At 62.4% G+C, this 26,890-nt stretch carries 16 protein-coding genes and 2 pseudogenes; 13 read left to right on the top strand and 5 right to left on the bottom strand.

Features of this window, described 5'->3' with window-relative positions:
• The first annotated feature begins 58 nt into the window (after positions 1-58).
• From mtrB to secA, 5 genes are all read left to right on the top strand, one after another.
• Positions 59-1,537: an MtrAB system histidine kinase MtrB gene (gene mtrB, locus ACP8ML_RS07030; protein ID WP_117189256.1), complete on the top strand. Its 1,479-nt coding sequence runs from the start codon at positions 59-61 to the stop codon at positions 1,535-1,537.
• Entirely contained in the window at positions 1,534-3,315 is a 1,782-nt protein-coding gene (locus ACP8ML_RS07025; RefSeq protein WP_117189194.1) for an LpqB family beta-propeller domain-containing protein, read from the top strand. The genes mtrB and ACP8ML_RS07025 overlap by 4 nt, the downstream gene beginning before the upstream one ends.
• Before the next feature lie 194 nt (positions 3,316-3,509).
• Positions 3,510-4,004 (top strand): ComF family protein, encoded by a 495-nt coding sequence (locus ACP8ML_RS07020; protein ID WP_117189254.1) that lies wholly within the window; start codon positions 3,510-3,512, stop codon positions 4,002-4,004.
• Positions 4,005-4,221: 217 nt separating this feature from the next.
• On the top strand, positions 4,222-4,833 hold the full coding sequence (gene hpf, locus ACP8ML_RS07015) for a ribosome hibernation-promoting factor, HPF/YfiA family (protein ID WP_016667783.1): 612 nt from the start codon (positions 4,222-4,224) through the stop codon (positions 4,831-4,833).
• 268 nt (positions 4,834-5,101) lie between these two features.
• Positions 5,102-7,804, top strand: a complete 2,703-nt coding sequence (secA, locus tag ACP8ML_RS07010) for a preprotein translocase subunit SecA (RefSeq protein WP_442542392.1) — start codon at positions 5,102-5,104, stop codon at positions 7,802-7,804.
• 48 nt (positions 7,805-7,852) lie between these two features.
• On the opposite strand, the gene ACP8ML_RS07005 is transcribed toward secA, so the two are convergent.
• Positions 7,853-8,377 (bottom strand): Rv3235 family protein, encoded by a 525-nt coding sequence (locus ACP8ML_RS07005; RefSeq protein WP_117189192.1) that lies wholly within the window; start codon positions 8,375-8,377, stop codon positions 7,853-7,855.
• Positions 8,378-8,556: 179 nt separating this feature from the next.
• Between ACP8ML_RS07005 and ACP8ML_RS07000 the strand changes: the two genes are divergently transcribed.
• Positions 8,557-9,054, top strand: coding sequence for a DUF6912 family protein (locus ACP8ML_RS07000; protein WP_016667780.1), 498 nt, complete (start codon positions 8,557-8,559; stop codon positions 9,052-9,054).
• Positions 9,055-9,082: 28 nt separating this feature from the next.
• Here ACP8ML_RS07000 and ACP8ML_RS06995 read toward each other — a convergent pair whose 3' ends face one another.
• Positions 9,083-9,556: a DUF2505 domain-containing protein gene (locus tag ACP8ML_RS06995; RefSeq protein WP_065674056.1), complete on the bottom strand. Its 474-nt coding sequence runs from the start codon at positions 9,554-9,556 to the stop codon at positions 9,083-9,085.
• A 150-nt stretch (positions 9,557-9,706) separates the two neighbouring features.
• Here ACP8ML_RS06995 and ACP8ML_RS06990 point away from each other — a divergent pair, with 150 nt between their 5' ends.
• The 3 genes from ACP8ML_RS06990 to trpS all read left to right on the top strand — a co-directional run bounded on the left by ACP8ML_RS06990 (position 9,707) and on the right by trpS (position 16,411).
• Entirely contained in the window at positions 9,707-14,317 is a 4,611-nt protein-coding gene (locus tag ACP8ML_RS06990) for an NAD-glutamate dehydrogenase (protein ID WP_065674093.1), read from the top strand.
• Positions 14,318-14,376: 59 nt separating this feature from the next.
• Positions 14,377-15,174 carry a PHP domain-containing protein gene (locus tag ACP8ML_RS06985; RefSeq protein WP_065674092.1) on the top strand — a complete coding sequence of 266 codons (798 nt, stop codon included), beginning with the start codon at positions 14,377-14,379 and terminating at the stop codon, positions 15,172-15,174.
• Positions 15,175-15,319: 145 nt separating this feature from the next.
• A complete protein-coding gene (gene trpS / locus ACP8ML_RS06980; RefSeq protein ID WP_117189191.1) occupies positions 15,320-16,411 on the top strand; it encodes a tryptophan--tRNA ligase in 1,092 nt (363 codons plus the stop codon).
• A 53-nt stretch (positions 16,412-16,464) separates the two neighbouring features.
• Here the strand turns inward: trpS and ACP8ML_RS06975 are convergent, their stop codons facing one another.
• Positions 16,465-18,102, bottom strand: a complete 1,638-nt coding sequence (locus tag ACP8ML_RS06975) for a DEAD/DEAH box helicase (protein ID WP_117189189.1) — start codon at positions 18,100-18,102, stop codon at positions 16,465-16,467.
• A 249-nt stretch (positions 18,103-18,351) separates the two neighbouring features.
• Between ACP8ML_RS06975 and ACP8ML_RS06970 the strand changes: the two genes are divergently transcribed.
• Positions 18,352-18,918 carry a hypothetical protein gene (locus ACP8ML_RS06970; protein WP_171048573.1) on the top strand — a complete coding sequence of 189 codons (567 nt, stop codon included), beginning with the start codon at positions 18,352-18,354 and terminating at the stop codon, positions 18,916-18,918.
• Positions 18,919-19,010: 92 nt separating this feature from the next.
• Here the strand turns inward: ACP8ML_RS06970 and ACP8ML_RS06965 are convergent, their stop codons facing one another.
• Positions 19,011-19,238, bottom strand: a complete 228-nt coding sequence (locus tag ACP8ML_RS06965) for a DUF3107 domain-containing protein (protein ID WP_065674060.1) — start codon at positions 19,236-19,238, stop codon at positions 19,011-19,013.
• A 21-nt stretch (positions 19,239-19,259) separates the two neighbouring features.
• Positions 19,260-20,123 carry a PP2C family protein-serine/threonine phosphatase gene (locus tag ACP8ML_RS06960; protein ID WP_065674061.1) on the bottom strand — a complete coding sequence of 288 codons (864 nt, stop codon included), beginning with the start codon at positions 20,121-20,123 and terminating at the stop codon, positions 19,260-19,262.
• Between the two features lie 269 nt (positions 20,124-20,392).
• Here ACP8ML_RS06960 and ACP8ML_RS06955 point away from each other — a divergent pair.
• The 3 genes and pseudogenes from ACP8ML_RS06955 to ACP8ML_RS06945 all read left to right on the top strand — a co-directional run.
• Positions 20,393-21,787, top strand: a pseudogene (locus ACP8ML_RS06955) (UvrD-helicase domain-containing protein); the annotation flags it as partial.
• 72 nt (positions 21,788-21,859) lie between these two features.
• Positions 21,860-23,563, top strand: a pseudogene (locus tag ACP8ML_RS06950) (RecB family exonuclease); the annotation flags it as partial.
• On the top strand, positions 23,560-26,808 hold the full coding sequence (locus ACP8ML_RS06945) for an ATP-dependent helicase (RefSeq protein ID WP_117189187.1): 3,249 nt from the start codon (positions 23,560-23,562) through the stop codon (positions 26,806-26,808). The pseudogene ACP8ML_RS06950 and the gene ACP8ML_RS06945, both read left to right, overlap by 4 nt.
• Positions 26,809-26,890 lie beyond the last annotated feature (82 nt).

Genomic DNA, 26,890 nt, shown 5'->3' with positions numbered 1-26,890 from the left:
CGCCGGGCTGCGACGACTGTGGTGGTCGTCATTGCCGCTGCGCATGGTGACCATCACCATGTCGAGCAGTCTGGTCATTCTCATCGTCGGTGGCTTCTTCCTGGTTCGTCAGGCCACCGTGGGAATCCTCGACGCCAAACGCGCCTCTGCCATTGCGGAGACGACCACGACAATCAATCGCATCCAGGGCCAGCTACGTGACACCGATCTGCGCACAGCTTCTCTCTACGAGCGGCTCAATCGACTTGCAGACGACGCAGCTGGACAGTCGGGGCAGTATCACGTCCTCATCCAGGGTCCTGTTTCCGGACTCATCTCCCAGGGGGTTTCGCCGGACTCCGTCCCAGCTGAACTCACCGCGAAGGTGGGGGAGTCGAGCGGGATGTGGACCGCGCCAACGATGGTCCATTACACCGATCACGTGCGTCCTGACGTCCCCGGGATTGTCGTCGGGTCGACCTTGTGGTCCCCCGGGGCCAGCCAGTCCATCCCGGTCTACTTCATCTTTCCGGAGACCCAGGAGGTCGCCACCGTCGAGTTGCTGCGACGCAGTGTCATCAGCGTCGGAGCCCTCATGGCCCTGGCCATCGCCCTGGCAACCTACTTGGCGACCCGTCACCTGTCCCAACCCATTCGGCAAGCCTCCATCACAGCCTCGAAATTGGCCGACGGGGCGTTGGACGAGCGCATGGCGGTGCGGGGGACTGACGACCTCGCGGCCCTTGCCAAGTCGATGAATGACATGGCAGCCCAGTTGGATCGGCGAATTGGGGAATTGGAGAGGCTGTCGACACTGCAGCAGCAGTTCGTCTCGGATGTCTCCCACGAGTTGCGCACCCCCATGACGACGATGCGGATGGCCTGCGACATGATCGAGGCCAATCCCGATGATCCGGTCCAGGTGCGGTCGGTCGAGCTCATGCGGGCCCAGATGGAGCGTTTCGAGGTTCTGTTGGCCGACCTGCTCGAGATCTCTCGGTTTGACGCCGGCGCCGCACAATTGACACTGGAAGACTGCGACATCGTCGAACTCGTGCGCGCCGAGACCGTCGACGTGACTCCGCTCGCAGAGCGCCTGGGAGTTCCGATCGTACTGACCACCGATACGACGCAGACTGCTGAGGTTGACCCGCGACGGATCAGCCGCATCGTCAGGAACCTGTTGTCGAACGCTGTTGAGCATGCCGAGGGAAGGACGGTCGAGGTGACCGTCGTCGGTAATGACTGTGCTGTAGGGGTCGCCGTGCGTGACCACGGAGTCGGATTCGAGCCATGGCAGGCAGAAAAGGTCTTCGGCAGGTTCTGGCGTGGGGACCCGTCCCGGGTGCGCACCGTGGGTGGCAGTGGTCTCGGCCTGGCCATTTCTCGTCAGGACGCCAACCTGCACCATGGCTGGTTGACGGCGTGGGGACGACCCGGAGATGGTGCCTTTTTCCGGCTGGTCATTCCGAGGGATTCCGGGGGAGTGATCGTCGAGTCCCCATTACCCGCTGCGCCGAGCGATGCCGGTCCGACCGAATCGGAGGAGGAGCGATGACACTGCGTCCCACACGGCGTGCCGTGCTGTCGGGAGCCGCCCTCCTGCTGGCAGGTTGCGCCGAGGTGCCGTCCACAGGGGCAGTGACACAGGCTGAAGACCCACACCAAGCCTCAGGTCAGCGGGAGGGCATTGACGTCGCCCCTCAGCCTCCTGCTGATGGCGCATCGATTGACCTTGTCGTGGGCGGTTTCCTGCAGGCCATGACGAGTGCTCGCGATGACTACCGGGTCGCTCGTGCCTATCTCACGAAGGACATGGCGGACCGCTGGGATCCCCATTCCGGAGCGACGATTTACCAGGCCACCAATCACAAGCCGACCAGCACGGTGGCGACGGCTTCTCTCCAGGCTCCGATCATCGGCACCGTTGATGCCGACGGTCATTACCACCCAGGGGAATCGCAGACGCTCAAACATGATTTCGGCATGGCCCAGGAATCCGGACAATGGCGGATTTCCCGGCCTCCCGAGGGGCTGCTGATCTCGCAGTACACCTTCCAGCGCGCTTGGTCGGCGATTCCGGTCTACTTCTTTGCTGCCGACGTTGACCGTCTGGTCCCGGACGTCATTCATCTGCCGAGCCTGGGGGCTACCCCTGACGCCGCGCTCAGGGCGATGATGGCGGGTGTGCCGGAATACCTGAAGCCTGCGCTTCGCACGGCACTGCCGGCAGGGGTGAGAGCCGTCGGGACGACCACGGTTGACGCCGTTGGCGTCGTCACCGTGCCACTGAGTGCGTCCGCAGCCCAACTCTCAGAATCTCAACGTCGGTTGCTCGCCAGCCAAGTCACCTGGACTCTGAGTGGTTTCGCTGCCATCTCACGTATCCGATTCACCGCCGGCGGGTCTCTGCTGCCTCTTCCCGAGGCGGCTGAGGACAACACAGTGTCGGCAGACTTGTACGCCGACCTCCTACCGCTCCCGTCGACGGATTCCCCCACGGTGGTCGCCGTCGTCAAGGGACAGATGGGACGGGTCAACGCAGTAGGCCAAGCCCTCCAGATCATGCCTGGAGCGTTGGGGCAGGACGCTCGCCCGGAAACTGGTGTCTCAGCTGTCGCCTCCACCCAGTTCGCCATGCCGGTCGCAACTGTGAGCACCCCGGGTGCGGTGTGGCACGCCGTTTCCGCGGATCGACGGTCGCTGGTGAAATGGCGTGAAGGCAGTGATCAGGTCGACGTCGTTGCCACCGGGGTGAATCTGCTTCGTCCTCAAGTCCTCGTCGATCGCAGTGTGGCGACCTTCTCGACAACAGATCCGACGCTCATCGTCGTCGCCGCGGATGGTTCCCGAATGTCCACTGTCGTTGACCTTGGTGGTCGCACAGTGACTTCCTTCAGTGTCTCTCCTGATGGCATTCGCGTGGCCCTGGTCCTTCAGCGGGGGAAGACCTATGGATTGGGTATCGGCCTGCTGTCACGGCAGGACGGCGCAGTTCATCTCGGCCACATCGTCGACATGCCGTTGTCCTCCTCGGACGCGAATCTGTCGAGGATCACCGACGTTGCCTGGCTTTCCCAAACCCAATTGTGTGTCCTGGGCAGCGCGATCGAGTCTGGGGTAACTGCGCCGTACGAGGTCATTGTTGACGGCTCGGGTGCGACGTCCATGGGGCCGCTCAGCGGGAAGAGCGTGGAATCCGTGGTGGCAGTCCCGATGGAAATTGGCACTGAGGCTGTCATGCTCAGTGAGGACGGAAAACTGCTTCACCACGAGGAGAGATTTCACTGGCGCCAGGTCCTGCAGGGGGTCAGTGCGGTCGCGATTACAGCTTGACCCTTCCGTGACACGACGGTGACCGGCGACACTGGTTCATCGTGAACCCAATGGACTCCCTGGCCGACCTGCTGCTGGGAGCGTGCTGTCCTGGATGTGGGGAGCCGGGCGTGGGTCTGTGTGACGCGTGTCGGTCTGCGATCAACCCGACCCCTCGGGTCATTGTTGACGGGCCGCCACCGGTCATTGCCTGCATGGGCTACCACGGTCCTGTTCCCGGGATCGTCACAGCTCACAAGGATCGTGGTGCGGCATGGTTGACCGACGAGCTCGGCCACTGGCTGGCTCATGGGCTCGCTCCGGCGATAGCAGCCGTTCCCGGCCACGTTGACGTCGTTCCAGTTCCCTCGACGGCGAGGGCTGTGCGACGACGAGGTGCTGATCATGCTGCCGACATGACGCGATCAGCTCTGCGAACTCTGGATGCGTCCAATGCCTCCCTCGCCCAGGTCTTGCACCGAACTCGACGCGTGGCGGACCAGCTTGAGGTTCGCCATGAGGATCGCAGCGCCAATCAGCGCGGGTCGATGAGAGCTCCGACGGGAGAGGGAGATGTCATTCTCGTCGACGACGTTCGTACCTCAGGGGCGACGATCGACGAGGCGTGCAGAGCCTTGGGGTGGTCCGGGCGGCGAGTGCTGTCCGTGGTTGTCCTGGCTGATGCTGCGACCCCACTGAGATGGCCGTGACCACACCTGGACGCGAGCGTGATCACATTGTCGGGCGACACGTCAGCGTGGGTGTCGAACCTTGCCAAACAGCTGTTGTGAGCCCCTCTTATGGGCTAGCGTAGGTGCATGGCACGACCGATTGGTACCCGGACCTCCACGAGGGGGATGGGACGCGGTCGTGTCATTTGTTTCTGCGTCGGAAACACCGATGCGAACCCCAATACAGGAGGTTGTCATGGATGTCATCGTTACGGGACGGCACTGCCACGTCAGTGACGACGTGCGCGCCCAGGTCGAGGACAGGCTCTCCGGGGTCGAGAAGTTCAGGGACCGGGTCCAGCGCGCGGAGGTGGTTTTCACTGCCCAGGACGCCAAGGGGTCCAAGGACCAGGCCATGACGTGTGAAATCACACTGCGGGCGAAGGGGCCGGTGGTGCGAGCTGTCGGGCAGGCGGAAGACAAGATGGTTGCCTTTGACATGGCTGCCGATCGACTCCGCACCCAGCTCGTCAAGGCTGCTGATCGTCGTCGCAGTCGTCGTGGCTTGCGCGTCTCCCAGGTCCTGGACGTCTTGCCCGAGGAAAGTACCGATGATGCACCCGAGATCCTGGCCACCAGGAAGATCGCGGGCGACGTGGAAGTCACCGGGGACAGCCCCATCTATGTCAAGGAAAAGGTCTTCCAAGCCGTTCCCCTGACCCTTGCCCAGGCTCTCGACGAGATGGAACTTGTCGGGCACGACTTCTTCCTCTACCTCGATCAGGATTCCAAGCAGCCCAGCGTCGTCTACCGGCGCAAGAAGGGGTACAACTACGGCGTGATCCATCTGGATCTTGACCACGAGTGATTCCTGGATCGTCAAGACACAACGACATCGGCGGCGGTGCGAGATAATCTGGCGCCGCCGCCGATTCATGTCGCGGGTCAATGGCGGGAAAGGACGGTGAGGAATGGACTCATGAGGGGTTCAGCAACCCTCACGTGGCCAGGACGAAAGGTTGCGGCGTTCTTGGTTCGGCCGCAAACCCCCTAGGATGGGGAAGGCAGCTCTCTTGAGCTGCTCGTCCGGGATGCGCCCGGACGACACGACGTCTACTCCTTGAAGGACCCACCCCGTGAACCTCATGGATCGCGTGTTGCACGCCGGTGAAGGCAAGATCATCCGCCGACTCAACCGCATTGTCGGCCAGGTCAACAGCATCGAGGAGGACTACGTCGCCATGAGCGACGACGAGTTGGCGGGACAGACCGCCGACTTCCGTCAGCGTCTCGATAACGGCGAGAACTTGGACCGGCTGCTTCCGGAGGCCTTCGCGACGGTGCGTGAGGCGTCCAGGCGAGTGCTCGGCAAGCGTCACTTCGACGTTCAGATCATGGGCGGTGCGGCCCTGTACCAGTGCAACATCGCCGAGATGAAGACCGGCGAGGGCAAAACCCTCGTCGGTCTTCTCCCCGCCTACCTCGAGGGACTGCTCGGCAAGGGCGTCCACGTCGTCACCGTCAACGACTACCTGGCTCGAGTGCAGTCCGAGCAGATGGGTCGTGTGCACCACTTCCTGGGTCTGACGATCTCGGCGATTCTGTCGGACATGCCTCCGATGGAGCGCAAGGAGGCATACAAGACCGACATCACCTACGGCACGAATAATGAGTTCGGCTTCGACTACCTGCGCGACAACATGGCCAGCTCCTTGAGCGAGTGCGTGCAGCGTGGCCATCACTTCGCCATCGTCGACGAGGTCGACTCGATCCTCGTCGACGAGGCTCGTACCCCGCTGATCATCTCCGGCCCTGCCGAGGAGAACAAGCAGTGGTACCCGGAATTCGCCAAGATCGTCTCGAGACTTCAACGCGACGTCGACTACGAGGTTGACGAGAAGAAGCGGACCGTGGCCGTTCTGGGGCACGGCATCAACGTCGTCGAGGAGCGTCTGGGTATCCAGAACCTGTACGAATCGGCAAACACTCCTCTCATCGGTTACCTCAACAACGCCATCAAGGCCAAGGAGCTCTTCCACCGCGACAAGGACTACGTCATCATCGATGGCGAGGTCCTCATCGTCGACGAACACACCGGTCGTACCCTGGCAGGGCGTCGCTACAACGAGGGTCTGCACCAGGCCCTCGAGGCCAAGGAGCACGTCGAGATCAAGGACGAGTACCAGACCCTCGCGACGATCACCCTGCAGAACTACTTCCGCATGTACGACAAGCTCGCCGGCATGACGGGTACCGCTAAGACCGAGGAGAGCGAGTTCCAGAAGATCTACGGTCTGGGCGTCATCCCGATCCCGACGAACCGCCCGATGATCCGCAAGGACCAGAAGGACCTCATCTACCGCACCGAGGATGCCAAGTTCGACGCCATCATCTCCGACGTCGTCGAGCGCCACGAGGCTGGTCAACCGATCCTCATCGGTACCGCATCCGTCGCCAAGTCGGAGCTGCTCTCGGAGAAGCTCAAGCGGGCCGGCGTTCCCCACAAGGTGTTGAACGCCAAGCACCACGAGTCCGAGGCGGCGATCGTCGCCCTGGCCGGCCGCAAGGGAGCTGTGACGGTCTCGACCAACATGGCCGGTCGTGGTACCGACATCATCTTGGGTGGTAACCCAGAATTCCTCACCGAGCTGGACCTTCGCGAGAAGGGGCTCGACCCGGTGGAGGACGAGGAGGCCTACCAGACCGCCTGGAACAACACCCTGGCCAGGTACGAGGAGCAGTCGAAGGCCGAGCACGAGGAGGTCGAGGAGCTGGGCGGCCTCTACGTCATCGGTTCCGAGCGTCACGAGTCTCGCCGTATCGACAACCAGTTGCGTGGACGTTCCGGCCGTCAGGGCGACCCGGGCGAGTCCAGGTTCTACCTGTCCTTGCAGGACGAGCTGATGCGCCTGTTCAAGCCTGAGGTCATCGACCGCGCCATGGTCACCCTCAAGATGCCCGAGGACATGCCGATCGAGTCCAAGTGGGTGTCTCGTCAGATCGAGAGCGCCCAGAAACAGGTTGAGGCGCAGAACTTCGAGATGCGTAAGAACGTCCTGAAGTATGACGACGTCATGAACCGTCAGCGTCACGTCATCTATGGGGACCGTCGCAAGGTTCTCGAGGGTGCCGACGTCGAGGTCGAGCTGCGCGCCACCACTGATCGCGTCGTCGAGGCCGGTGTGCGCAAGTACACCCAGGGCTACTCCGAGGACTGGGACCTCGAGGCGATGTGGGACGAGGTCGGCACCGTGTACCCCGTTGGTCTCGACATCAACGAGTACGCCGACTGCCAGGACAGCGAGGAGCTCGTCGAGGACTTCAAGGCGGATGCCCAGGATGCCTATGACCGTCGCGAGGCCGAGCTCGGTGAGGCGACGATGCGCCAGCTCGAGCGTGAGGTCCTCCTGACGGTGCTCGACCGCAAGTGGCGCGAGCACCTCTACGAGATGGACTACCTGCGCGAGGGCATCGGCCTGCGTGCGATGGCCCAACGCGATCCGCTGGTCGAGTATCAGCGTGAGGGCGGCGACATGTTCAACTCGATGATGGATTCCTTCAAGGAGGAGGTCGTCGGGTTCCTGTTCAATCTTGAGATCGAGACCAGTCCGCAGGTTGGTCTGGTGACCGACGCCGGAGGACAGCCGGTGACGGCAGATTCGGTGCTGCCCCAGGAGAGCCGTCCGCGTCGCGCTCTGAGCTACTCGGCTCCCGACGAGCAGGGTGACGCCAAGACGACTGCTGAAGGTGGTGCGCCGAAGAATCCCAAGGCGGAGGGAAACCGGGCCGCGAGGAGGTCTGCGTCCAAGAAGTCGAGGAAGAACCGCAAGAAGCGCTGATGTGACATCGGGGACGGCGTCGACACGACAGTGTCGGCGCCGTTTTCGTCACGCCATACCGACGGCCTCCTGCGTGATGTGCTTGTTGCTGAGGAGCGCGGCCACCTTGGGGTTCAGAACGAGCTCGACGGCGTCGAGATGCCAGACACCCTCGTGCTGAACCAGGTTCGTGGCCAACGGGAGCCGCCTGCCACGCAGATCGATCAGGCCGACCCCGTCCACGTGGTCGTCGTCAAAACTGACTTGAGGCTCGCCGACGAGGAGCATACGGCTCCAGCCAGGTCCCCGGGGCCATTTGCGCATGGTTGCCGCAGCACGAGGGCTGGATGCTCGCATGAGCTGATTCATGGGGCGTCGCCCGGCCATCGTCTCCACGATGATGACGTGGATTGCCCGCGTCAGTCGCACAGCCTGTTGGCGAGCCTGGATGCTGCCTTCCACGGCGCTCGTCACCGGTGATGACGAGACGACGCGCAATTCGTCCGGCCACCAGTCCCGGTCGAGCTCCAGGAAGATGTCCGAATGATGTGGCCGGGCCGAATCAAGGGGAATGGGCGCTGATGTGGTCGTCATGGGCTCTAGAACAGTTCACGCTGCCTTCCTCGGGAAGGGTTGATGCGCAAATCTGTGGATAACTCGAGCGAGCTAACGATGTCGTCATCTGGGACGACGCGAGCCAATATATGATTCCCGTCCGCATCTGAGTACCGTGGACGATGCATCAGGGGTCACGCTGACCAAGGAGGGTTCAATTGTCGACGTCCACCATCGTTTTCATCCCAACCAATGCGCAACGGGCTCGTGAGCTCGTTGCCGCGCCGGGAGAACAGGTGACGGCCTTCACGGTCACCGAGGAGCTTCGTGTCATCCTCGACGTCACTGATCCCGAGGAAACCGAACATGCTGCTATGGTCATCGGTTCGGTATGGGGCCTGACCCATACCGGTCGTCGACTGGTTCTCGTCGCCCATGTCCCTGCCGAGCAAATTGCAGAGCACGAAGAGGTCGACAACGGCGGAGTGACGCTGACCCGTCTCGAGCCCTCGCAGATCACGGCGTGGTTTGCCGACGATGACGACGCCGACTCCAAGGATGCTGCCGCGGACGTCAAGGGCATGATCATCGACGATGCCTGGAATGACGTCGCCGTTCAGACTCTCATCGGTGAGCACGAGTTGTCGTGGCATGACATCACCGAGGAGCTTCCGGCGGCCGACACCGACCCCGAGGGTTTTCCCGGATTGGAGTGACGGACCGCCGCGACGGGTGGGGTTGGCCTCAGTGGGAGGCCAACCAGTCGTCGCCCGCCCGCTGCTGCATGTCGAAGGCCTGAGTGATGTGTGGGGCCGCAGCCTTTTCTAGTTTCTTGCCCACCAGCGGGACCGACACGGTGAAGGTACCGGTGTACATGACCTCAGTTCCGGTGACGTCGGGACGCACGGAGACGTGTCCGTCTGCCTTCGCCCGCATGCCCTGAGGAACGATCTGCAAGGAGCCCTCTCTCGATCCATCAGGATTGGCGGGCTGCCACCACACGGTCTGCTTGGCGGTGAGGGTGGAGCCGACGAACTTCGTCACCTGGCTGGGAGCGGGCACGGCCACGTCCAGGCTCAACGAATCCCCCGTGACGACGGCATTGCTGGTGGTGGCCCCGGCGCGTCGGTGGACGTCCTGCCACCATGCCGGATCGGTCATCATGGCGACGACTTGATCAGGGGTTGCGTCGAAATGGGCCCGTGAATTGATGTCCATGTCACCATGATGCCGGACGTTTGCGACACACCTCGCAAACGACCTTGTTCGGTGGTTCACGCGAAGGCATAAACCCTTGTAGAGTTCTCATCGAGGACCACGTTGAGGTGGCCCCGTGACCATGACGAAGGTGACCTGATCGTGTCAGAGATGGAGAAAGTCATCCCGGCTCTCGTGGCATCGGTGCTGGAGCAGCACGCCACTGGAGATCACTGCTGTGAAGAGGTGATTCGTCAGGCGATGGAACGGCAGGTGAAGGTTGCCGTGAAGCCTGGACCGGTTCGCGTCGACGTTAGCATCGCTCCGCCGTGGTCTGACGGTCAGGTCAACTCGGTGCAGGTCGTCATGGATGACCGTCCCTTCCTCGTCGACACCGTCGTGTCGTGCCTGCTTCGTCATGGGTGGCGAGTTGAGGACGTTCGGCACCCGATTTTCGGTGTCAAGCGCAACGCCGAGGGAGCTGTTGAGAGTGTCGGAACTCCCGGACGCGAGGGCTGCGAGCCGGAGTCCTGGATTCACATCGATGCCACGGCGCCGATTGGTGTTGACACTGGCGAGGCTGCCAAGCAGCTCGATGAGGATCTTCACAGCTGCCTTGACCAGGTTGTTCGGGCCACGGACGATTGGGCGGCGATGCAAGAGGCGATGTTGCGGACCGCTGAGGTGGTGAGTGCTTCCCAAGGGCGCGCCGATGATCGTGACTCGACGCGTGAGCTCCTGGAATGGTTGGCCGATGACCATTTTATGTACTTGTCGTACGAGGAGTTCCGGGTCGACGGGGACACCATGACGCCAGTACCCGGTACCCGGCTGGGCATCACCGATGACGGGCCGCGCTTCGATGCGGTCCCTCACAGCGAGGATCAATCCACCATCGTCGTCACGAAGGACTCGGTTCGTTCCACCGTGCAGCGCAATGGATACCGGGATTACGTTGGCGTGCGAATCCGTGACGAACACGGCACCGTCGTCGCTGAGCACCGCTTCATCGGTCTGCTGGGGTCGGCCGCATACACCGAGTCGGTGACGCACATCCCGGTCCTTCGCGCCAAGGCCTCCCGTATGCTCGCACTCTCGGGATACCGAGCCAACTCCCATGGCGGCAAGGCGGTCATTCGTACCATCGCCGAGTTCCCACGTGACGCCCTTTTCGAGGCCTCGGCCGAAGAGCTCGTGCCGCTCATCATGACGATCGTCGACCTGCGCGAGAAGCAGCGCCTTCGGGCACTGGTCCGCCGCGGTCCGTGGGGCCGGTTCTTCCACCTGTTGGTCTTCGTCCCGGCCGACCGTTTCGACGCCAGCACTGTTGGCGTCGTCGAGGGAATCGTCGCCAAGCGGACCGGCGCGGTCGAGTTCGACTCGACCATCATGATGGGTGAGTCCTCCCTGGTCAGGATCATCTTGACTGCCAAGGTCCCTGACGGTGAGGTCCTTCCTCCGGTTGATGATGCGGAACTGCAGGCAGAGCTCGCTGACGCCACCTCGAACTGGGATGACGAGTTCATTGCCCTGGCCAGCAGCATTGAGAGCGACCGACGTGGAATTGACTTCGGACCCGAGTACAAGCAGGAATTCACGGCCAAGCAGGGCATTCTGGACCTCGAACTGCTCAACGGGTTGGCTGAGGACGACCTGGGCCTGGTCATGTACCGTCCGGATGACCCCGCCGATCCTTCCGACCTGCGCCTCAAGATCTTCAATCAGCACGCGCCGATGACGCTGTCCCAGGTCATGCCGCACCTGTCGAGCCTTGGCGTCCAGATCGTCGATGAGCATCCGCACCGGATTGTTCTGCGCGGTCGGGAGATCTGGCTGTTCGACCTTGGCCTGCAGGCCCCCGGTGAGCTGTGGAAGGAATCCGAGCGACATCGTTTCACCGAGGCGTTTGCCGCGTCCTGGCTTGGGAAGTGCGAATCCGACACGTTCTCGGGCCTCGTGACCGAGGCGGGCTTGTCCTGGTCCCAGGTGGCCATGTTGCGCTGTATCGCTCGTTACCTCCGGCAGGTTGGTAGCCCATTCTCCCAGACCTACATGGCGAAGGCACTACGGGCGAACCCGAATCTGGCAGGGGACCTCGTGAGGATCGTCGAGGCCAAGTTCGATCCGTCGGCTTACGATGACGGGGTCGATGCCGGAGCCGAGCGGTTGGCCAAGGTGGAGGAGCTGTCACAGGCTTTCCTTTCTGATCTGGACGACGTCGCCTCCCTTGATCACGATCGCATCTTGCGCATGATGCATGCCGTCATCAAGGCCATGATCCGCACCAACTGGTGGCAGAAGGATCGCCGAGCGCTGGCCTTCAAGGTGCGTCCAGGTGAGCTTGACTTCGCCCCAGCCCCACGACCCAAGTTCGAGATCTTCGTCAATTCGCCGAGGGTCTCCGGAACTCATCTGCGTTTCGGTGCGGTGGCGAGAGGAGGCCTGCGTTGGTCGGATCGTCCCGAGGACTTCCGTACCGAGGTCCTCGGCCTGGTCAAGGCCCAGATGGTCAAGAACTCGGTCATCGTGCCTGCGGGCGCCAAGGGCGGCTTCGTTCCCGCCCATCTGCCCGATCCCACGACCGACCGCGCGGGCTGGGCAGAGGAAGGCAAGGAGTGCTATCGCATCTTCGTCTCGTCGCTGCTGTCCCTGACCGACAACGTCGTCGAGGGCAGGGTCGTCGCCCCTGACCACGTGGTGCGCCACGACGGGGACGATCCCTACCTCGTCGTTGCCGCTGACAAGGGCACTGCCACTTTCTCCGACACCGCGAACTCAATTGCCGCGGAGCACGGGTTCTGGCTCGGTGACGCCTTCGCCTCGGGTGGATCCCATGGTTACGACCACAAGGCCATGGGCATCACGGCCCGCGGCGCCTGGGAGTCGGTGACCCGGCATCTCGCCGACCTGGGTATCGACCAGTCGGCTGACGACTTCACCTGCGTCGGTATCGGCGACATGTCCGGTGACGTCTTCGGCAATGGCATGTTGCTGAGCAAGCACATCAAGCTGGTGGCAGCTTTCAACCACCGTCACGTCTTCGTCGACCCGAACCCGGATCCTGCCGCGTCCTGGCAGGAGCGTCGTCGCCTCTTCGATCTTCCGCGCTCGAGCTGGGGCGATTACGACTCGTCCCTCATCTCCGAGGGCGGCGGCGTCTGGGATCGCACCTTGAAGTCGATTCCGGTGAGCCAGCAGATGCGCGAGGCCCTCGGCATCGACGGCTCCGTCAAGAGGATGACCCCTGACAATCTCATCTCAGCGATCCTGCGGGCTCCGGTTGACCTGCTGTGGAATGGTGGAATCGGAACCTACGTACGCGCCACGAGTGAGACCGACGCCCAGGTCGGCGACCGCGCCAATGATCCGGTTCGCATCACGGCCAAGGACGTGCGGGCCAGGGCTGCTGGCGAAGGCGGAAACCTGGGATGGACGCAGGCAGGCCGCATCGAATACGCCCGAAACGGTGGCCGAATCAACACCGATTTCATCGACAATTCTGCCGGCGTCGACACCTCTGATCATGAGGTCAACATCAAGATCCTGCTTGATGCTGAGGTGGCTGCTGGCCGCCTCAGCGCTGAGGAACGCGACGAACTCCTGCCTGCCATGGCTGACGACGTCGCTACCCTGGTATTGCGGCACAACCGTTCTCAGAACCTCGCGCTGGCCAATGCGGTGAGCCCGTCAGGGCCGACTCCTGGAGTCCTGGAAGCCTGGATGTGCGAACTCGAGGAGTCTGGCCATCTTGATCGCGTCGTCGACACCATGCCGTTGACCGCTGAGATGAATCGTCGAATGGCCGCAGGGGAGGGGCTTGCCAGCCCGGAGCTGTGCACCCTGCTCGCGTGGACGAAGATCGCCCTGTGCGATGCCGTGCTTGCCACGGATCTTCCAGAAGATCCCTTCGTGGCGGATCGCTTGGTGGGCTACTTCCCGCCGCTGCTGCGTGAGAGGTTCGCTGATCGGATGCCAGATCACCGGCTGCACCGGGAGATCATCACTACCGAAGCCGTCAACAGGTTCGTTGACTCCCAGGGCATTACGGCTTTCCACCGCTTGCATCTGCAGACCGGGGCAGACATCGCTCAGGTCATCCGTTGCCAGCTGGCGGCCCGATCGGTCTTCGGACTGGGCAGGGTGGAGACGAACCTCACCCACCTCGGACTGGACGCAGCCCGTACTGCCGAGATCAGGCTCGCTCTTCGAGATCTCGCCATGGACGCCACGAGGTGGTTCCTCAACCACGGTGGTGCGGACAACATCTCTGCCACGATCGAGACCTACCGTCCGGGCGTCGCCAAACTCGTCGACAAGCTCTCCGACCTGCTGGGCGACAGTGCCGACGAGTGGCAGGAGAAGGTTGATGATGTCACCGAGTTGGGACTCGATCGTGCAGATGCCGCTGTGGTCGCCTCTCACGACTGGGGTTCAGTGCTGTTGAGCGTCGTCGAGATCTCTGACGAAGGTCATCCTCTCGACGAAGTCGCCGAGGCATACTTGACGCTGGCGCGCAGGGTGGACATGACCCGCCTGACCCATCTCGTCGAACAGCTTCCCCAGGACCGTCCGACGGATGCCCGAGTGCGGGCAAGCCTCCGCGAGGATCTCCTTCAGGTGATGTCCGAGGCAACGCGTCGGGCCCTTGAGATTGGAACGGCAAACGTTCTGGTCGATGGTGGACGTATTGTTGAAGCGATGACGACAACCCCGGATCTAGCGCACTGCGTCGTGATGGTCAGTGACCTGCGGTCCTCCGTGGGCCAGGAGGCCAAGCAGTGAGAATTGATCTCCACACCCATTCCACGATCTCGGATGGGACGGATTCCCCGACCCGCCTCGTGATGAAAGCTGCCACGAGCGGTCTGGACGTCATCGCCCTGACTGATCATGACACCTTCGATGGGCTGGAGGAGGCTCAGGCAGCCGGACAACGGTTCGGCGTCCGGCTGCTTCCTGGCCTCGAGATGACGTGCCACATTGGTGGTCGTGACGTTCACCTTCTCGGTTACGGGCCGCATCCTGACGATCCAGCTCTGGGCAGGGAGCTGCAGATCACGCGGGATTCGCGAGTTGGGCGTCTGGACGCCATCTGTCAGATACTCGCCGAGGTCGGAATGTCGGTGACGACGGCGGACGTCCATCGAGCGGCCGGTTCGGCCTCGAGCCTGGGTCGGCCCCATGTAGCGGACGCGATGGTGGCTAAGGGCTACGTCGAAGACCGTGACGAGGCTTTCCGAGACTGGCTCGCTGACGGCAAGCCCGCCTATGTTCCACGGCACAGCGTGGCGTTGGAAGAGGGCATCGACCTCATCCACGACGCCGGCGGCGTCGCCGTCCTAGCACATCCGTGGGGCAGGGGAGCCCAGCAGGTCCTCACCCCGCAGGTGATCGCGTCGTTGTCTGCCTATCATCAGCTCGACGGAATCGAGGTGGAGCACCAGGACCACGACCAGGCAGCCCGCCGAATGCTCTTCGATCTGGGAGGACGGCTCGGGTTGGTCCGGACCGGAGCGAGCGATTACCACGGCTCGGGCAAGAAGGACCACGAGCTGGGATGCAATCTCACCCGTGAGACCGCCTACCGAGAGCTCGTGACGAGGATCCAGCTGCGTGGTGGAGTTCTTCGCGTCCGGTGAGACTGCTACAGTGACCGACATGACGACTGCACCTGCGAATGCCACCTCGTGGTGGCGTCGCTGCGTGCGGCACTGACGATGTGACGGCCGCCCTGCCCGGCGGCGTCGCCTCGTCGCCGAGGTGGGCGGCGAGGAAGGATTTTCGATGACTAGCGACGTCTCCGAAATCGGATCGAACGCTGCCACCTTGGCGCGCTCGCAGGCCCGCAGTGACAAGGTTGAGACCGATCTGGCCGTCCATCCGGAGAAATGGCGGCTTCTCACCGGGGATCGTCCCACCGGAAGTCTCCACATCGGTCACTACTTCGGCTCCCTGGCCAATCGGGTGCGTCTGCAGGACGAGGGAATCGAGTCCTTCCTCGTCATCGCTGATTACCAGGTCATCTATGACCGTGACGGCGTCGGCGAGTTGCAGGCCAATGTCATGTCGAACATCGCCGATTACCTTGCCATCGGTATCGACCCGGTCCGTACCACGATCTTCACCCACTCGGCCCTGCCTGCCCTCAACCAGCTGCTGCTGCCCTTCCTGTCGCTAGTGACCGACGCGGAGCTGCGTCGTAACCCGACTGTCAAGGACGAGCTGGCCACCTCGGACCGCCCGATGTCGGGTCTCATGCTCACCTTCCCGGTGCACCAGGCTGCCGACATCCTCTTCTGCAAGGCCAACCTCGTCCCGGTCGGCCGTGACCAACTGCCACACATCGAGCAGACCCGCGTCATCGCTCGTCGCTTCGACGAGAGGTACGGGCGAGCCGATGCCTCCAAGCCGGTCTTCCCCGAGCCGGAGGCGCTGCTTTCCGCCACCCCGCACGTGTTGGGTCTCGATGGCACGAAGATGAGCAAGTCGAAGGGCAACACCATCGAGATCGGCATGACCGCCGACCAGACCGCCAAGCTCATCAAGAAGGCCAAGACGGACGCCGAGCGCCACATCACGTGGGATCCGGAGAACCGTCCCGAGGTCTCGAACCTGTTGCTGCTCACAGCCTTGTGCGAGAACGATGATCCCGCTGCCATTGCCGAGGAGATCGGTGACGGTGGCTCGGGTACCCTCAAGAAGCGTCTCACCGCCTCTCTCAACGACTACTTCGCCCCGATTCGTGAGCGTCGTGCTGAACTCGCTGCTGACGAGGGCCACCTGCGCGAGGTGCTCCGGGAAGGAAATGAGCGTGCCAACGCCGTCGCCGACCAGACTCTCGCTGAGGTGCGGACAGCCATGAGGATGGTCTACTGAATCTGGTGATATGAAGCGAGGCACGGACATGATGTCCGTGCCTCGTTCTGTGTTCAGTCCGAACTCACAAGGGACCGACGTGCCCTGCGGCGGCGCGGGACAGCGCCAGTCCCCTTATCGCCAACGGTCTTCGTGCTGGCCTTCTTCCTGGGTGCCTGCTCCTTGGCGGAAGCAGCGTCCTTCTCGGGAGCCTTCTTGTGTTCCTTGGCCTCATGCCTGCCGTGCGCGCTGCCGACCTCGTCACCACCGCGGATCACCTTGCCGTTGCGGCGACGGGTGCGCTTGCGGCGCGGCGTGCCATCGTCCGTGGAATCCTCGCGGGAACGACGGCCCCCACTGCGATCACCATGTCTGTGATGGCCGTCGTGCTTGTCGTCACGCTTGTGGTGATGACGCTCACGCTTCTCGGCGCCGGGCAAAGCACCCTTGGTGCCTTCCGGGATGTCGAGGTCGGTGTAGAGATGTGGGGAGGTCGAGTAGGTCTCGATGGGCTCGGGGATCTCGAGGTCCAGTGCCTTGTTGATGAGGTTCCAGCGAGTGACGTCAGCCCAGTCAACGAGGGTGACGGCCACGCCCTTGGCACCGGCACGTCCGGTACGGCCAATACGGTGGACGTAGGTCTTCTCGTCCTCGGGGCACTCGTGGTTGATGACGTGGGAGACCCCTGTGACGTCAATGCCACGTGCAGCGACGTCAGTGGCGACGAGGATGGTGGCGTCGCCGTTGCGGAACTTCTTGAGGGCCTTTTCGCGAGCGACCTGGGTCAGGTCGCCATGGATGGCCCGAGCCTTAAAGCCACGGTCGTCGAGGTCGTCGGCCAGACGCTGGCAGGTGCGCTTGGTACGGCAGAAGATGATGACCTTCTCGACATCGTGGGACTGCAGGATGCGCCCGATGACCTCGATCTTGTCCATCGGATGAGCCTGGTAGACGAACTGCTGGGTGTCCGGAACGGTGGCCTGGGCGTCGGCACCCTCGGCACGCACGTGTACCGGACGGTTCAGCTGGGAACGGGCCAGAGCCATGATCGGTGCCGGCATGGTGGCCGAGAAGAGCATGGTCTGGCGAGAGGTAGGGGTGCGCCCGATGAGGTTCTCGACGTCGGGCAGGAAGCCCAGGTCAAGCATCTCGTCAGCTTCGTCGAGAACGACGATGCGCACGTGGGACAGGTCGAGGTCCTTGCGCTGGGAGAGGTCCAGAAGACGTCCGGGGGTGCCGACGACGACGTCGACCCCGGCCTTCAGAGCGTCGATCTGTGGTTCGTAGCCGACGCCGCCATAGACGGTGAGGACCCGCGCGCCGCGCACCGAGGCGGCGGTCGAGATGTCCTTAGACACCTGTAGGGCGAGCTCCCGGGTCGGGCACATCACCAGTGCCTGGGGCCTGCCCGTGTGTTCGAACTCCTCCCAGTCGTCATCTCCGGGCAGGGTGATGCGCTGCAGGACGGTGATGCCGAAGGCGAGCGTCTTGCCGGTGCCCGTGCGGGCCTGGCCTATGAGATCGGTGCCCTGAATGGAAATCGGGATGGACATGGCCTGGATGGGGAAGGGAGAGACGATCCCCACCCCCTCCAGCGCCTGGCAGATGTCTTCTCGGACGCCGAGATCGGCGAAAGAGGTGGAAATGGAAACAGTGGTCTCGGTCAGTGTCTTGGCCTCTTCGTGCGTGGGCCCGTCAAGGCCCTGTGTCATTCTTCGTAGTCGTTCCTCGTGATGTCGTCGCGCGGAACTCTGTTCTGCGACGATGTCACGTGCGGTGTGGACCTGCGAGGTGACGCGGTCGACACACCATTGAGCATCCTACCTCCAGTGTCGTCGACCCTCTAACCTGTTGGCGTGAGCATTGACGACACGAACCCCAACGACTCCTCGGTTGTGACGATCTTCTGGTCCGTCGCAGCGTCCTGTGCCTTGCATGGATTCTCCGCAACGGTGTCCGGCATGGTCCTGGCTCCCAGCCTGTCCGAACGGTTCCTCATCGTTGATCGCAGTGCTGAGATTCAGCAGATCTTGGCCGAAGCCAGAACCCATCTGACGGATCGCACGGTTCTGGCAGAGACGGAACCCCTCATCGGGTCCGTGGAGGAGTACGTGCCCTCCCAGTCTTGGTCCCAGGTGTTGCTGCGCGACCACATCGTCGTTGATCTCATCGCCGATTTCCTGGACCGGGTCGAGCCGAATCTCGCACCCGAACTTCGTCCGGCCTGCGGCTCTTTCGGCCCGTGGCTCGGTCGCGGTACGGGGAGCCGCGTGAGATGGGATGCCGCGATGCGTCACATCATCGCCGGGCAACGTGACAAATCGGCAGAATCTCTGTTCGCACGACGTCTCGTGGGAGAGGTGCTGTCGGTGGCCCAACGGCTCTTTGCCCGTCATCAGGCGCTGACCGCGGCCCTGACGAAAGCTGGTGGGGGAGAGTTCGATGATCTCGACCTCATCAATGAGGTGATGGCTGGTGTGTTGAACGCCCATGACGAACGCATGATCGATCTCGGCCTCGAACCGTGATTGACGAAACGGCGAGTGGCCTCGAGTGGTAGATGACAATGGCAGCTTCCGGAATGACCCGAAGCTGCCATGACTTTCAACCGTGACCGAGTTCAGAGAGTCCCAAACCCGACCTGACGGCTGTTGGGCTGCCCCAGGTCGAGGTAGGCGATCCCACGGGCGGGAACGAGAACCTTGCGGCCCTTGGCATCCGTCAGGGTGAGGACGGCGTCGGGCTGGCTGAGGCTGTCCTTGAGCTGCTGCTCAATGGATCCAGCGCTTTCCTGAGCGTCGATGCTGACTTCGGTTGCGGTGTTGACGATGCCGATCTTGATCTCCATGACGACAAATCTACCGTTGGATCAAGCGTCCCGACGCCACAGCGCCACAGTGATGTTGTCATGACCGCCGCACGCGTTGGCGTGCGCAATGAGTCCGGCCGCGAGATCTGCTGGGTCGGGACGACCCTGGTCATTTTTTCGCGCCGTGCCCGCGAGATCAGTGACGAGCGTGGTCAAGTCGTCCGGATCGGGAACGTGATTCCACAATCCGTCACTGCACACCAGGAGCCATCCGGAATGCTGTGGCTGATAGGCCATGACGCGGGGAGCGAGGTCGGTGGCGGAGGCGCCGAGCCACTTCGTGATGGCATGGGCGCCGATCCCCGCCTCTGCCTCTTCCCGAGACATTCCCAGATCCATTTGTGCCTGGGCCATGGAATCATCGATGGACAGCCGGACACAGTTACCGTCATCAGGGAACCAGTAGGTTCGGGTGTCACCGATATTGCCCACGACAATGCGTTCTTGTGTCGCAACGGCGACGGCAAGAGTGCACGCACCAATAGGACGCGATTCGCTCACCACAGCCTCGTGCGCCTTTCGGAATGCTCGCTCGAAGAGGGTGACGATGTCATCGTCGTTGGCTGGCATCCCCTGGTCCATTGTCGCCGTCAGGTAATCGCGCGCGGTGTGAGATGCGATTCTGGCGCATTCCTCTGCACCCTCGGTCGACGAGACACCATCAGCGACGACAAGGACGATATGACGCCCAGAACTGTCGATGCCGAGGGCTGCCGCGTCCTGGTTCGTTTCATGACGTAGTCCGATGTGTGAGGCGCAGGCAACATCTCCACGAGCTGCGGCTCGCTCGGTGAGGTCCACTCGCGAGATGGCGGAGGTATCGGGCGTCACGATTTCGGTCGATGACTGGTCCGATTCATTCATGAAGGTCCTCAGACTGGGTAATTGTTCTCCGCAGGGCTCCGGCTGTATCCGGGTGCAGCGCTCGACGTGGTGTGGCGATCGCGGTAGACCCATGTCTACCGTCGAGGTTCATGACCAACTACGAACATGCGGACGCGTCCCATGGGGATGAGACAGCTCTTCTACCCTTTCACATGGTGGGCCGATGAGACCAGGAAATGACTGCTGACGTCGTTGTTCTGTGGAAAAGACCCAGCCGGACGGCAATGCTGTCGCAGGTCGGTGGTGGGATGTGTGCCATGCATGGATGGGATGACGCTCAGGTGCGGGTGCTCAATGATGACGCCGGCACGGTCCTCGTCATGGGAGGGCCGGGCACCGGACGGACGGGTCTGTGTCTTGAGGTGGCCGCGCAGTACGTCGAAGCTGGCGGCTCCCTGTCCGACATCCTGCTGCTCGGCCAGACAAGACCGGCTGCCCAGACATTGCGCAATGGCCTCGTACGACGACTCGGAGGCGCTCATCTGGACCCTCATGTCATGACGGTTCACGCGTTGGCCCGGCGCATTCTTGGATCTCGACATTTCTCGGGACGGCTGTTGACCGCTCCTGAGCAGGAGTTTCGTATCAGAGAGCTTCTTGCGGCTCGTGACATGACGGACTGGCCCGAGGAGCTGCAGGCATGCGCACAGACCTCTCAATTCGCGTCTGACGTGCGTGTCATGGCGGCGCGACTTCGTCAAGAAGGATGCGACCCGCAGGACCTCACTGCTGCGGGGATGACCTGGGGCGTGCCGGAATGGCAGGTTTTGGGACCATTCCTGACGGATTATCTGGACGTTCTTGATCTGGAGGGGGCAGTGGATTACGCCGAGGCGGTGCATCGTGCTCGGATCGCCTTGACCCGTCCAGGTGCGGCCATCGACGTGAGGTCACGGGTCAAGCTGCTGGTGTGCGACGATCTGACCGAGTGCGATCCGTCTCAGATTCGCCTCATTGCCCAGATTGCGCAATGCCATGTTCCTTGTGTGCTGACCGCCGATCCGGACCAGACCGTCTACGGTTTTCGAGGAGCAGCCGCGGAACGCCTCGACGATCTGATCGATGAGTTCCCGGACGTGTCGATTCACCACCTGACGATCAATTACCGTAATCATGCGCATGTTGCCGACGTCGTTGAGTCGTTGCGTGCAGGAATGCCAGCGATACCGTCCTCCAGCCGTCTGAGACGGCGGGCAAACAACGCCGCGGCCACAGACGCGGGAACGGTAGCCGCCGTTCGAGCTGGCAGCGCCACTCGCCTGGTGAGAAAGGTCGCTGGAAGTCTTCGCCATGCTCACGTGGCCGATGGCGTCCCTTGGAGTGAGATGGCGGTGGTGACCCGTCATGGCGCTGAGCTGGGAGTGATCGCGACGATCCTTGCCTCTCAGGGCATACCGGTCTTGCGCTCGCGGGATGAGCACGCGTTGTCCGACGTCCACGCCGTCACTCAGATCCTCAATGCTCTTGAGGTGGCGGTCTATCTCGCAACAGGAACCCAACCGGGCCGGCGAGAAGTGTCGGCCCTGATCACGAACCCATTGGCAGGAATCGATCTCACTGTCGTTCATCGCCTCGAAACCTGGTGCCGACTCGTTCGCCGGGAGGAGCTGAATTGGGAGGTGTTGCAGGAGCTGGCCGCGGATGCGAGCAGCTCTGTGACGAGGACAGAAATGGCCGACGACGCCGTCAGTGATGGAGCTCACGATGACAGCGATGTGACCACAGTGCCTCCAGGACTACGAGTTCTGGCCGAACCGCTTGCCGCCTTGGTCCGGCGAGTTCACCTCTCGGCAAGCCTTTTGCGCCTCGGTGGCACGTGTCATGAGGCGTTGTGGGCCTTGTGGCAGGGCAGCTCATGGGCGTCCGCCCTGCGTCGTCGCGCCTTGGCCGGGGATGCATCAGCTGATCGTGATCTCGACGGGCTGTGTTCTCTCTTCGACATGGCCGAGGCAGCCCGCACCATGGCTGGTGTGTCGGGAGGACGTCGCCTCATCGACATGGTCAGTCGGGAGCAGATTCCAGCAGACCGCGCTCGTGAATCTGATGAAGATCGCGATGGGGTCACCGTCGTCACTGCTCATCGTGTCAAGGGAAGAGAATTCAGCGTGGTGGCGGTCTGCGGACTGGAAGAAGGCAACTGGCCTGCCGACAACCACACTGGTTCCCTGGTCGCTGCAGACAGATGGTCTCCGGACGGTCCCGTGATGGTTCCTGGATGGTCGGAAAACCTTCGTGCCGAGACCAGGCTGTTGCTTGTGGCATGTTCGCGCGCGAGAGATCAATTGCTCTTGTGCTCAGTCGAGTCTCCGGATGAGGGCATTCGCCCGTCCGGGGTGTTGACGGGGATTCCACACCTCGAGGACAGCGCGAATGCCCTGAACTTCGCCAGCCTTACCGAGCTCGTTGGTGAACTGCGTCGAGTTGTCGCGGACGAGACCGAGTCACCCGGGGTACGGGTCCAAGCCCAGGAGCTTCTGGATAATTTGCGTGGTGAAGAGCACCACGGACGGCCTCTCGTGCCACAGGCTGACCCGCAAACCTGGTGGCGTGAGGGTGCCCCTCGTCAGGCTGATGTCACCGGTGAGATCGAGTTGGGCGCCTCGCACATTGGGGAATTGCTCACCTGCCCGAGACGGTGGTTCATGACTCGTCGTGCCGGAGCCAGCAACGGTGCCGCCCTCAGGGCAAGTATCGGTACCCTTGTCCACCGGATCTGTGCGGAGAACATGGATCAATGGTCCCTGTCCGGAGCACTGGCTGAGTTGGAGGAGTCGTGGTCGGACATCGAATTGACCGCGGAGTGGCAGCAAGAGGCCGAGCTCGACGATGCAAAAGCTGCGCTAAAGCGTTTTGACGGGTGGTTGGCTTCGCGTGATCGAGATCTCATCGGTGCTGAGGTGCGTGTCGATGGCACGATCAAGGTTCCGTCCGGTGTGGCTCGAGTACGTGGAAGCATAGACCGGCTCGAACGAGACGCAGAAGGCGCCTGTTATGTGGTGGATCTCAAAACTGGGACAAGCAAGTCTCCTGAAACGAAGAACTCCCATCACCTACAGATCGGTGTCTACCAAGCCGTCGTCGCCGCCGGTGGAGTCGCGAGTCTTGGGAAGGCGTCGGTGAGTGGCGCGGAATTGGTCCATCTTCGGATCGGGGCGGGCAAGGGACAGGCAAATGCGAAGATCGACCGCCAGAGTGGGCTTTCGGACGTTCCCTGGCCCAAGGGCACGGAGCCAGTTGATGGTTGCCAGAACTGGATTGAGGCGAGCGTTGACAAGGCCGTCAAGATCGTCAAGTCCGGTGAGTACACCGCGATTGCGAACAAGGGTTGCGGTCATTGCCCGGCGAGGGCTGGATGCCCGGCCTTGGTCCCGAAGGACTCCTCAACTGCAGTACCTCGACAGCGCGGGAGGGCCTCATGACGGAGTCGACTGACGAGATCCGGAACGATGACGTCGACATTGCATCTCTGCTGGGGATCCCCATCTCAGCTGAACAGCAGAGGGCCGTCACGGCACCGCTCAAACCGTGCGTCGTCATTGCTGGAGCAGGCACGGGTAAGACGACAGTGATGGCGGCCCGGGTGGTCTGGCTTGTCGCCGGTGGGCTGGTCAGGCCGGAGGAAATCCTGGGCTTGACGTTCACCAACAAGGCCACATCCGAATTGTCGGAGCGGATCGAGAAGAACCTCACCAGTGCAGGCTTACTGACCCCGGAGCAGCCCAGGCCCACAGTGGCGACGTACGACAGCTTTGCCGGAACTCTGGTAGCCGACTACGGGGCGTGGGATGGGATAGACACGGGTGCTCATCTCATCACAGGAGCGAGGGCGTATCAGTTGGCCACGGAGGTTGTGTCAGAGCTGGACAGGCCACCATTGGTGGGCGCCCATCTGACGCCGACGTCGATTGCTCAAGCAGTGGTGTCACTGGCCGGAGCGATGTCCTCACACGATGCGAGTGAGGATACGGTGCGAGCTGCGGATGCTCGTTGGCGCCAGATGCTTGTCGATGCACCGACACGACGCGATGGGGAGCAGTACGCCAGTGTGAAGAAGAACCTTCTCACGGTGGACGAACGTGAGGACCTACTCGATCTGGTCAAGACTTACCGGGATCTCAAACGGCAGCGCGGATTCGTCGAGTTCGGCGATCGCATGCTGCAGGCCCTGCACCTCGTCGCACATCATCCAAGGGTCGGGCAGGAATTGAGGGCCCGATACCGTGTCGTTCTTCTCGACGAGTATCAGGACACATCGTCGGCGCAGGCTGATCTGTTGGCCGCCCTCTTCTCGGGCCCGGATGCTGATCACGGGATGGGTCATCCGGTGATGGCTGTCGGTGACCCGTTGCAGGCCATTTACGGATGGCGTGGAGCGGCCGCGAGCAACATCTTGGATTTCCACCGGCGGTTTCCGGATGAGACGGGTCGCCCTGCGACCATGTTGTCCCTGGCCACGAATCGACGATGTGCCAATCAGATCATTGACGCCGCGAACGTGGCATCCGAGGAGCTACGGGAGTCGCTGGCATCGTCCATGGAATCTATCGACGACAGCGCGGCCGAGGACCGCGTGGAACTCGCGGTGGGGATGCCTCTCGCAGCTCCAGAGGGGAACCGTCAAGGGGACGTCGGTGTTGCCGCATATCCGACTTGGGTTGATGAGTGCCGTGCGTGTGCCGACATGCTGGTGGAGGCCAAAGAACGTGGGGCAATCACACGGTGGTCCGATGCCGCAATCCTGGTCAGACGCAACGGCGACATTGCCGACCTCTACGATGCGCTGAGCTCTCGTGACATCTCGGTGAGAGTGGCAAACCTCTCCGGGTTGTTGTCTCTGCCGGATGTTGCCATGGTGGTGGCTCATCTTCGTCTGCTCGTCGATCCTCACGACGATGCAGCCATGACGACCCTGCTCGCTGCCCCTCGATTCGGGTTGGGAACGGACGATCTTGCTTGGGTCCACCGACGGGCACGGACCTTGGCCAAGACACAGGCGGAGGCTGACGGCCTGGATCCCAAGGCTGTCGACGTCCATCTCGTCGACGCTGTCATGGAAGGTCTACCGGTAGGCGATGAACGGGTGCGATCTGCACTCAAACGTCTCGCTGCGGAGATCGTCGAGGTCGAGGTCCATCAGGGGGACAGCCCCGACGACCTCATCCTGCACATCGAAAAAATTACCGGGCTCGTGGACGACATGGCTGCCGACGACCTAGGTCGTGGCTTGGCCCGTCGTGACCAGCTCGACGAGTTGTGGGACGCAGTACGAGAGATACGGCGGAGCGACCCCGACATGACGATCGCGGGGATCGTCGCATGGCTGGCAGCCGAGGAGGACCATGGGCATGGCCTTGCCCGAGCCTCCGCAGACCGCAGCGATGCCGTGACGATATCGACCGTCCACGGGGCCAAGGGACTGGAATGGCCGTTCGTGATCATTCCTGACATGGCCCAAGGCGTGTTCCCATCGGAGCTGAGCCCGGATAATTTCGTGACCGTGGCCGCTGTCCTGCCATCCTTCGCCAGGGGAGACGCGAGTGAGATCAACCACCCCGTTTCCGGAAGTGAGACCGATGCCAAGGAATACGTCGCGGCTCTCAAGGACGATTCACGATGGTCAGAGGCCAGGCTCGCCTATGTCGCCCTGACGAGAGCCAAAGAACGCTTGATCGTGTCATGGCACAAATGGGACTCACGACGACAAGGCTGTTACATACCCGGCCAGTACGCAGATCTCCTTGCCACCATGCTCGATGTCACGTGGCCAGAGCTTGGCGAGCGACCTGAGGCCAGTACCCAGGATGGGACTCCATGGCCGGTGTTCGCCGATGAGAGCGTCATCCCATGGGCCAGCACCAGGATGCCTGACGGTGCCGATCTCCCAGCTGTTGATGATCCCAAGGACGCTGATCGGGTGGCATCGTGGCGGTCTGACGCGCATGCCTTGGTGGCTGATGCTCGACGTCGGCGCGATGACAGTGATTATGCGGTCATTCCGCCGAGACTGACCACCTCGCAGATGGTGAGGCTCCACGCCAATCCACAGGCGTTCCGGGAGGAACTGCGGCGTCCGATGCCCCGACCTGCAGACAGGGGAGCCGGTATTGGAACGGCATTCCACGAGTGGGTGAGCCAACGCCTTGCTCCGACCGAGCCGATCCCGCTCCTTGACATCGAAGAGATCGACGAATCTGAGAAGGACAGCCTGGAACTCGAGGGTAGTGCGGTGGCAGAGTCGGCCGGGGGTCACGCACTGCGAACCCTTCGCCAGGCTTTCGAGGAAAGTCGGTGGGCAGACGCGACAGTCCTCGCGGTGGAGAGCTCTTTCGTCATGACGATTGGGAACACCGTCGTCCGTGGGCGTCTTGACGCGGTGGTGGCCGATCCCGATCATCCCGGCGATGAACTGGTCATTGACTGGAAAACCTCGCGGCCACGGTCGGCTGACCCGCTTCAGTTGTCCATCTATCGGTTGGCATGGGCCCAGGCCCGAGGGATCGATCCGTCTCGGGTGCGAGCGGTTTTCCATCATGTCGGGGCCAACGAGACCATCACCGCAGAACCATTGTTGGATGCTGATCAGGTGGCTGCGATTTTGGACGGTGTGGAGGACGAATCCGATATGTCGTCCAGCAAGTCCCGGCCCTCGTCCCGTTCGCGATGACCGGGATTACAGTGACAACGTGACTGGGATCAGCGAGACGCGCATCGTGGCTCGACCCATATTGGATCGGTGCCATGCAGAC

The sequence above is a fragment of the Cutibacterium sp. LaCa_255 genome (assembly GCF_057458005.1).
The sequence above is the reverse complement of the archived record's forward strand: the minus strand, read 5'-3'. Positions and strand labels throughout refer to the sequence as shown.

Excerpts from the sequence above, each read along its gene's own strand:
- ACP8ML_RS06960 (WP_065674061.1), bottom strand. The coding sequence starts at position 20,123 with ATGAATGAATCGGACCAGTCATCGACCGAAATCGTGACGCCCGATACC.
- ACP8ML_RS06970 (WP_171048573.1), top strand. The coding sequence starts at position 18,352 with ATGGTCCTGGCTCCCAGCCTGTCCGAACGGTTCCTCATCGTTGATCGC.
- ACP8ML_RS06995 (WP_065674056.1), bottom strand. The coding sequence starts at position 9,556 with ATGGACATCAATTCACGGGCCCATTTCGACGCAACCCCTGATCAAGTC.
- trpS (WP_117189191.1), top strand. The coding sequence starts at position 15,320 with ATGACTAGCGACGTCTCCGAAATCGGATCGAACGCTGCCACCTTGGCG.
- ACP8ML_RS06990 (WP_065674093.1), top strand. The coding sequence starts at position 9,707 with ATGGAGAAAGTCATCCCGGCTCTCGTGGCATCGGTGCTGGAGCAGCAC.
- ACP8ML_RS07020 (WP_117189254.1), top strand. The coding sequence starts at position 3,510 with ATGGGCTACCACGGTCCTGTTCCCGGGATCGTCACAGCTCACAAGGAT.
- hpf (WP_016667783.1), top strand. The coding sequence starts at position 4,222 with ATGGATGTCATCGTTACGGGACGGCACTGCCACGTCAGTGACGACGTG.
- ACP8ML_RS06975 (WP_117189189.1), bottom strand. The coding sequence starts at position 18,102 with ATGACACAGGGCCTTGACGGGCCCACGCACGAAGAGGCCAAGACACTG.
- mtrB (WP_117189256.1), top strand. The coding sequence starts at position 59 with ATGTCGAGCAGTCTGGTCATTCTCATCGTCGGTGGCTTCTTCCTGGTT.
- ACP8ML_RS07025 (WP_117189194.1), top strand. The coding sequence starts at position 1,534 with ATGACACTGCGTCCCACACGGCGTGCCGTGCTGTCGGGAGCCGCCCTC.
- ACP8ML_RS06945 (WP_117189187.1), top strand. The coding sequence starts at position 23,560 with ATGACGGAGTCGACTGACGAGATCCGGAACGATGACGTCGACATTGCA.
- ACP8ML_RS07005 (WP_117189192.1), bottom strand. The coding sequence starts at position 8,377 with ATGACGACCACATCAGCGCCCATTCCCCTTGATTCGGCCCGGCCACAT.
- ACP8ML_RS06965 (WP_065674060.1), bottom strand. The coding sequence starts at position 19,238 with ATGGAGATCAAGATCGGCATCGTCAACACCGCAACCGAAGTCAGCATC.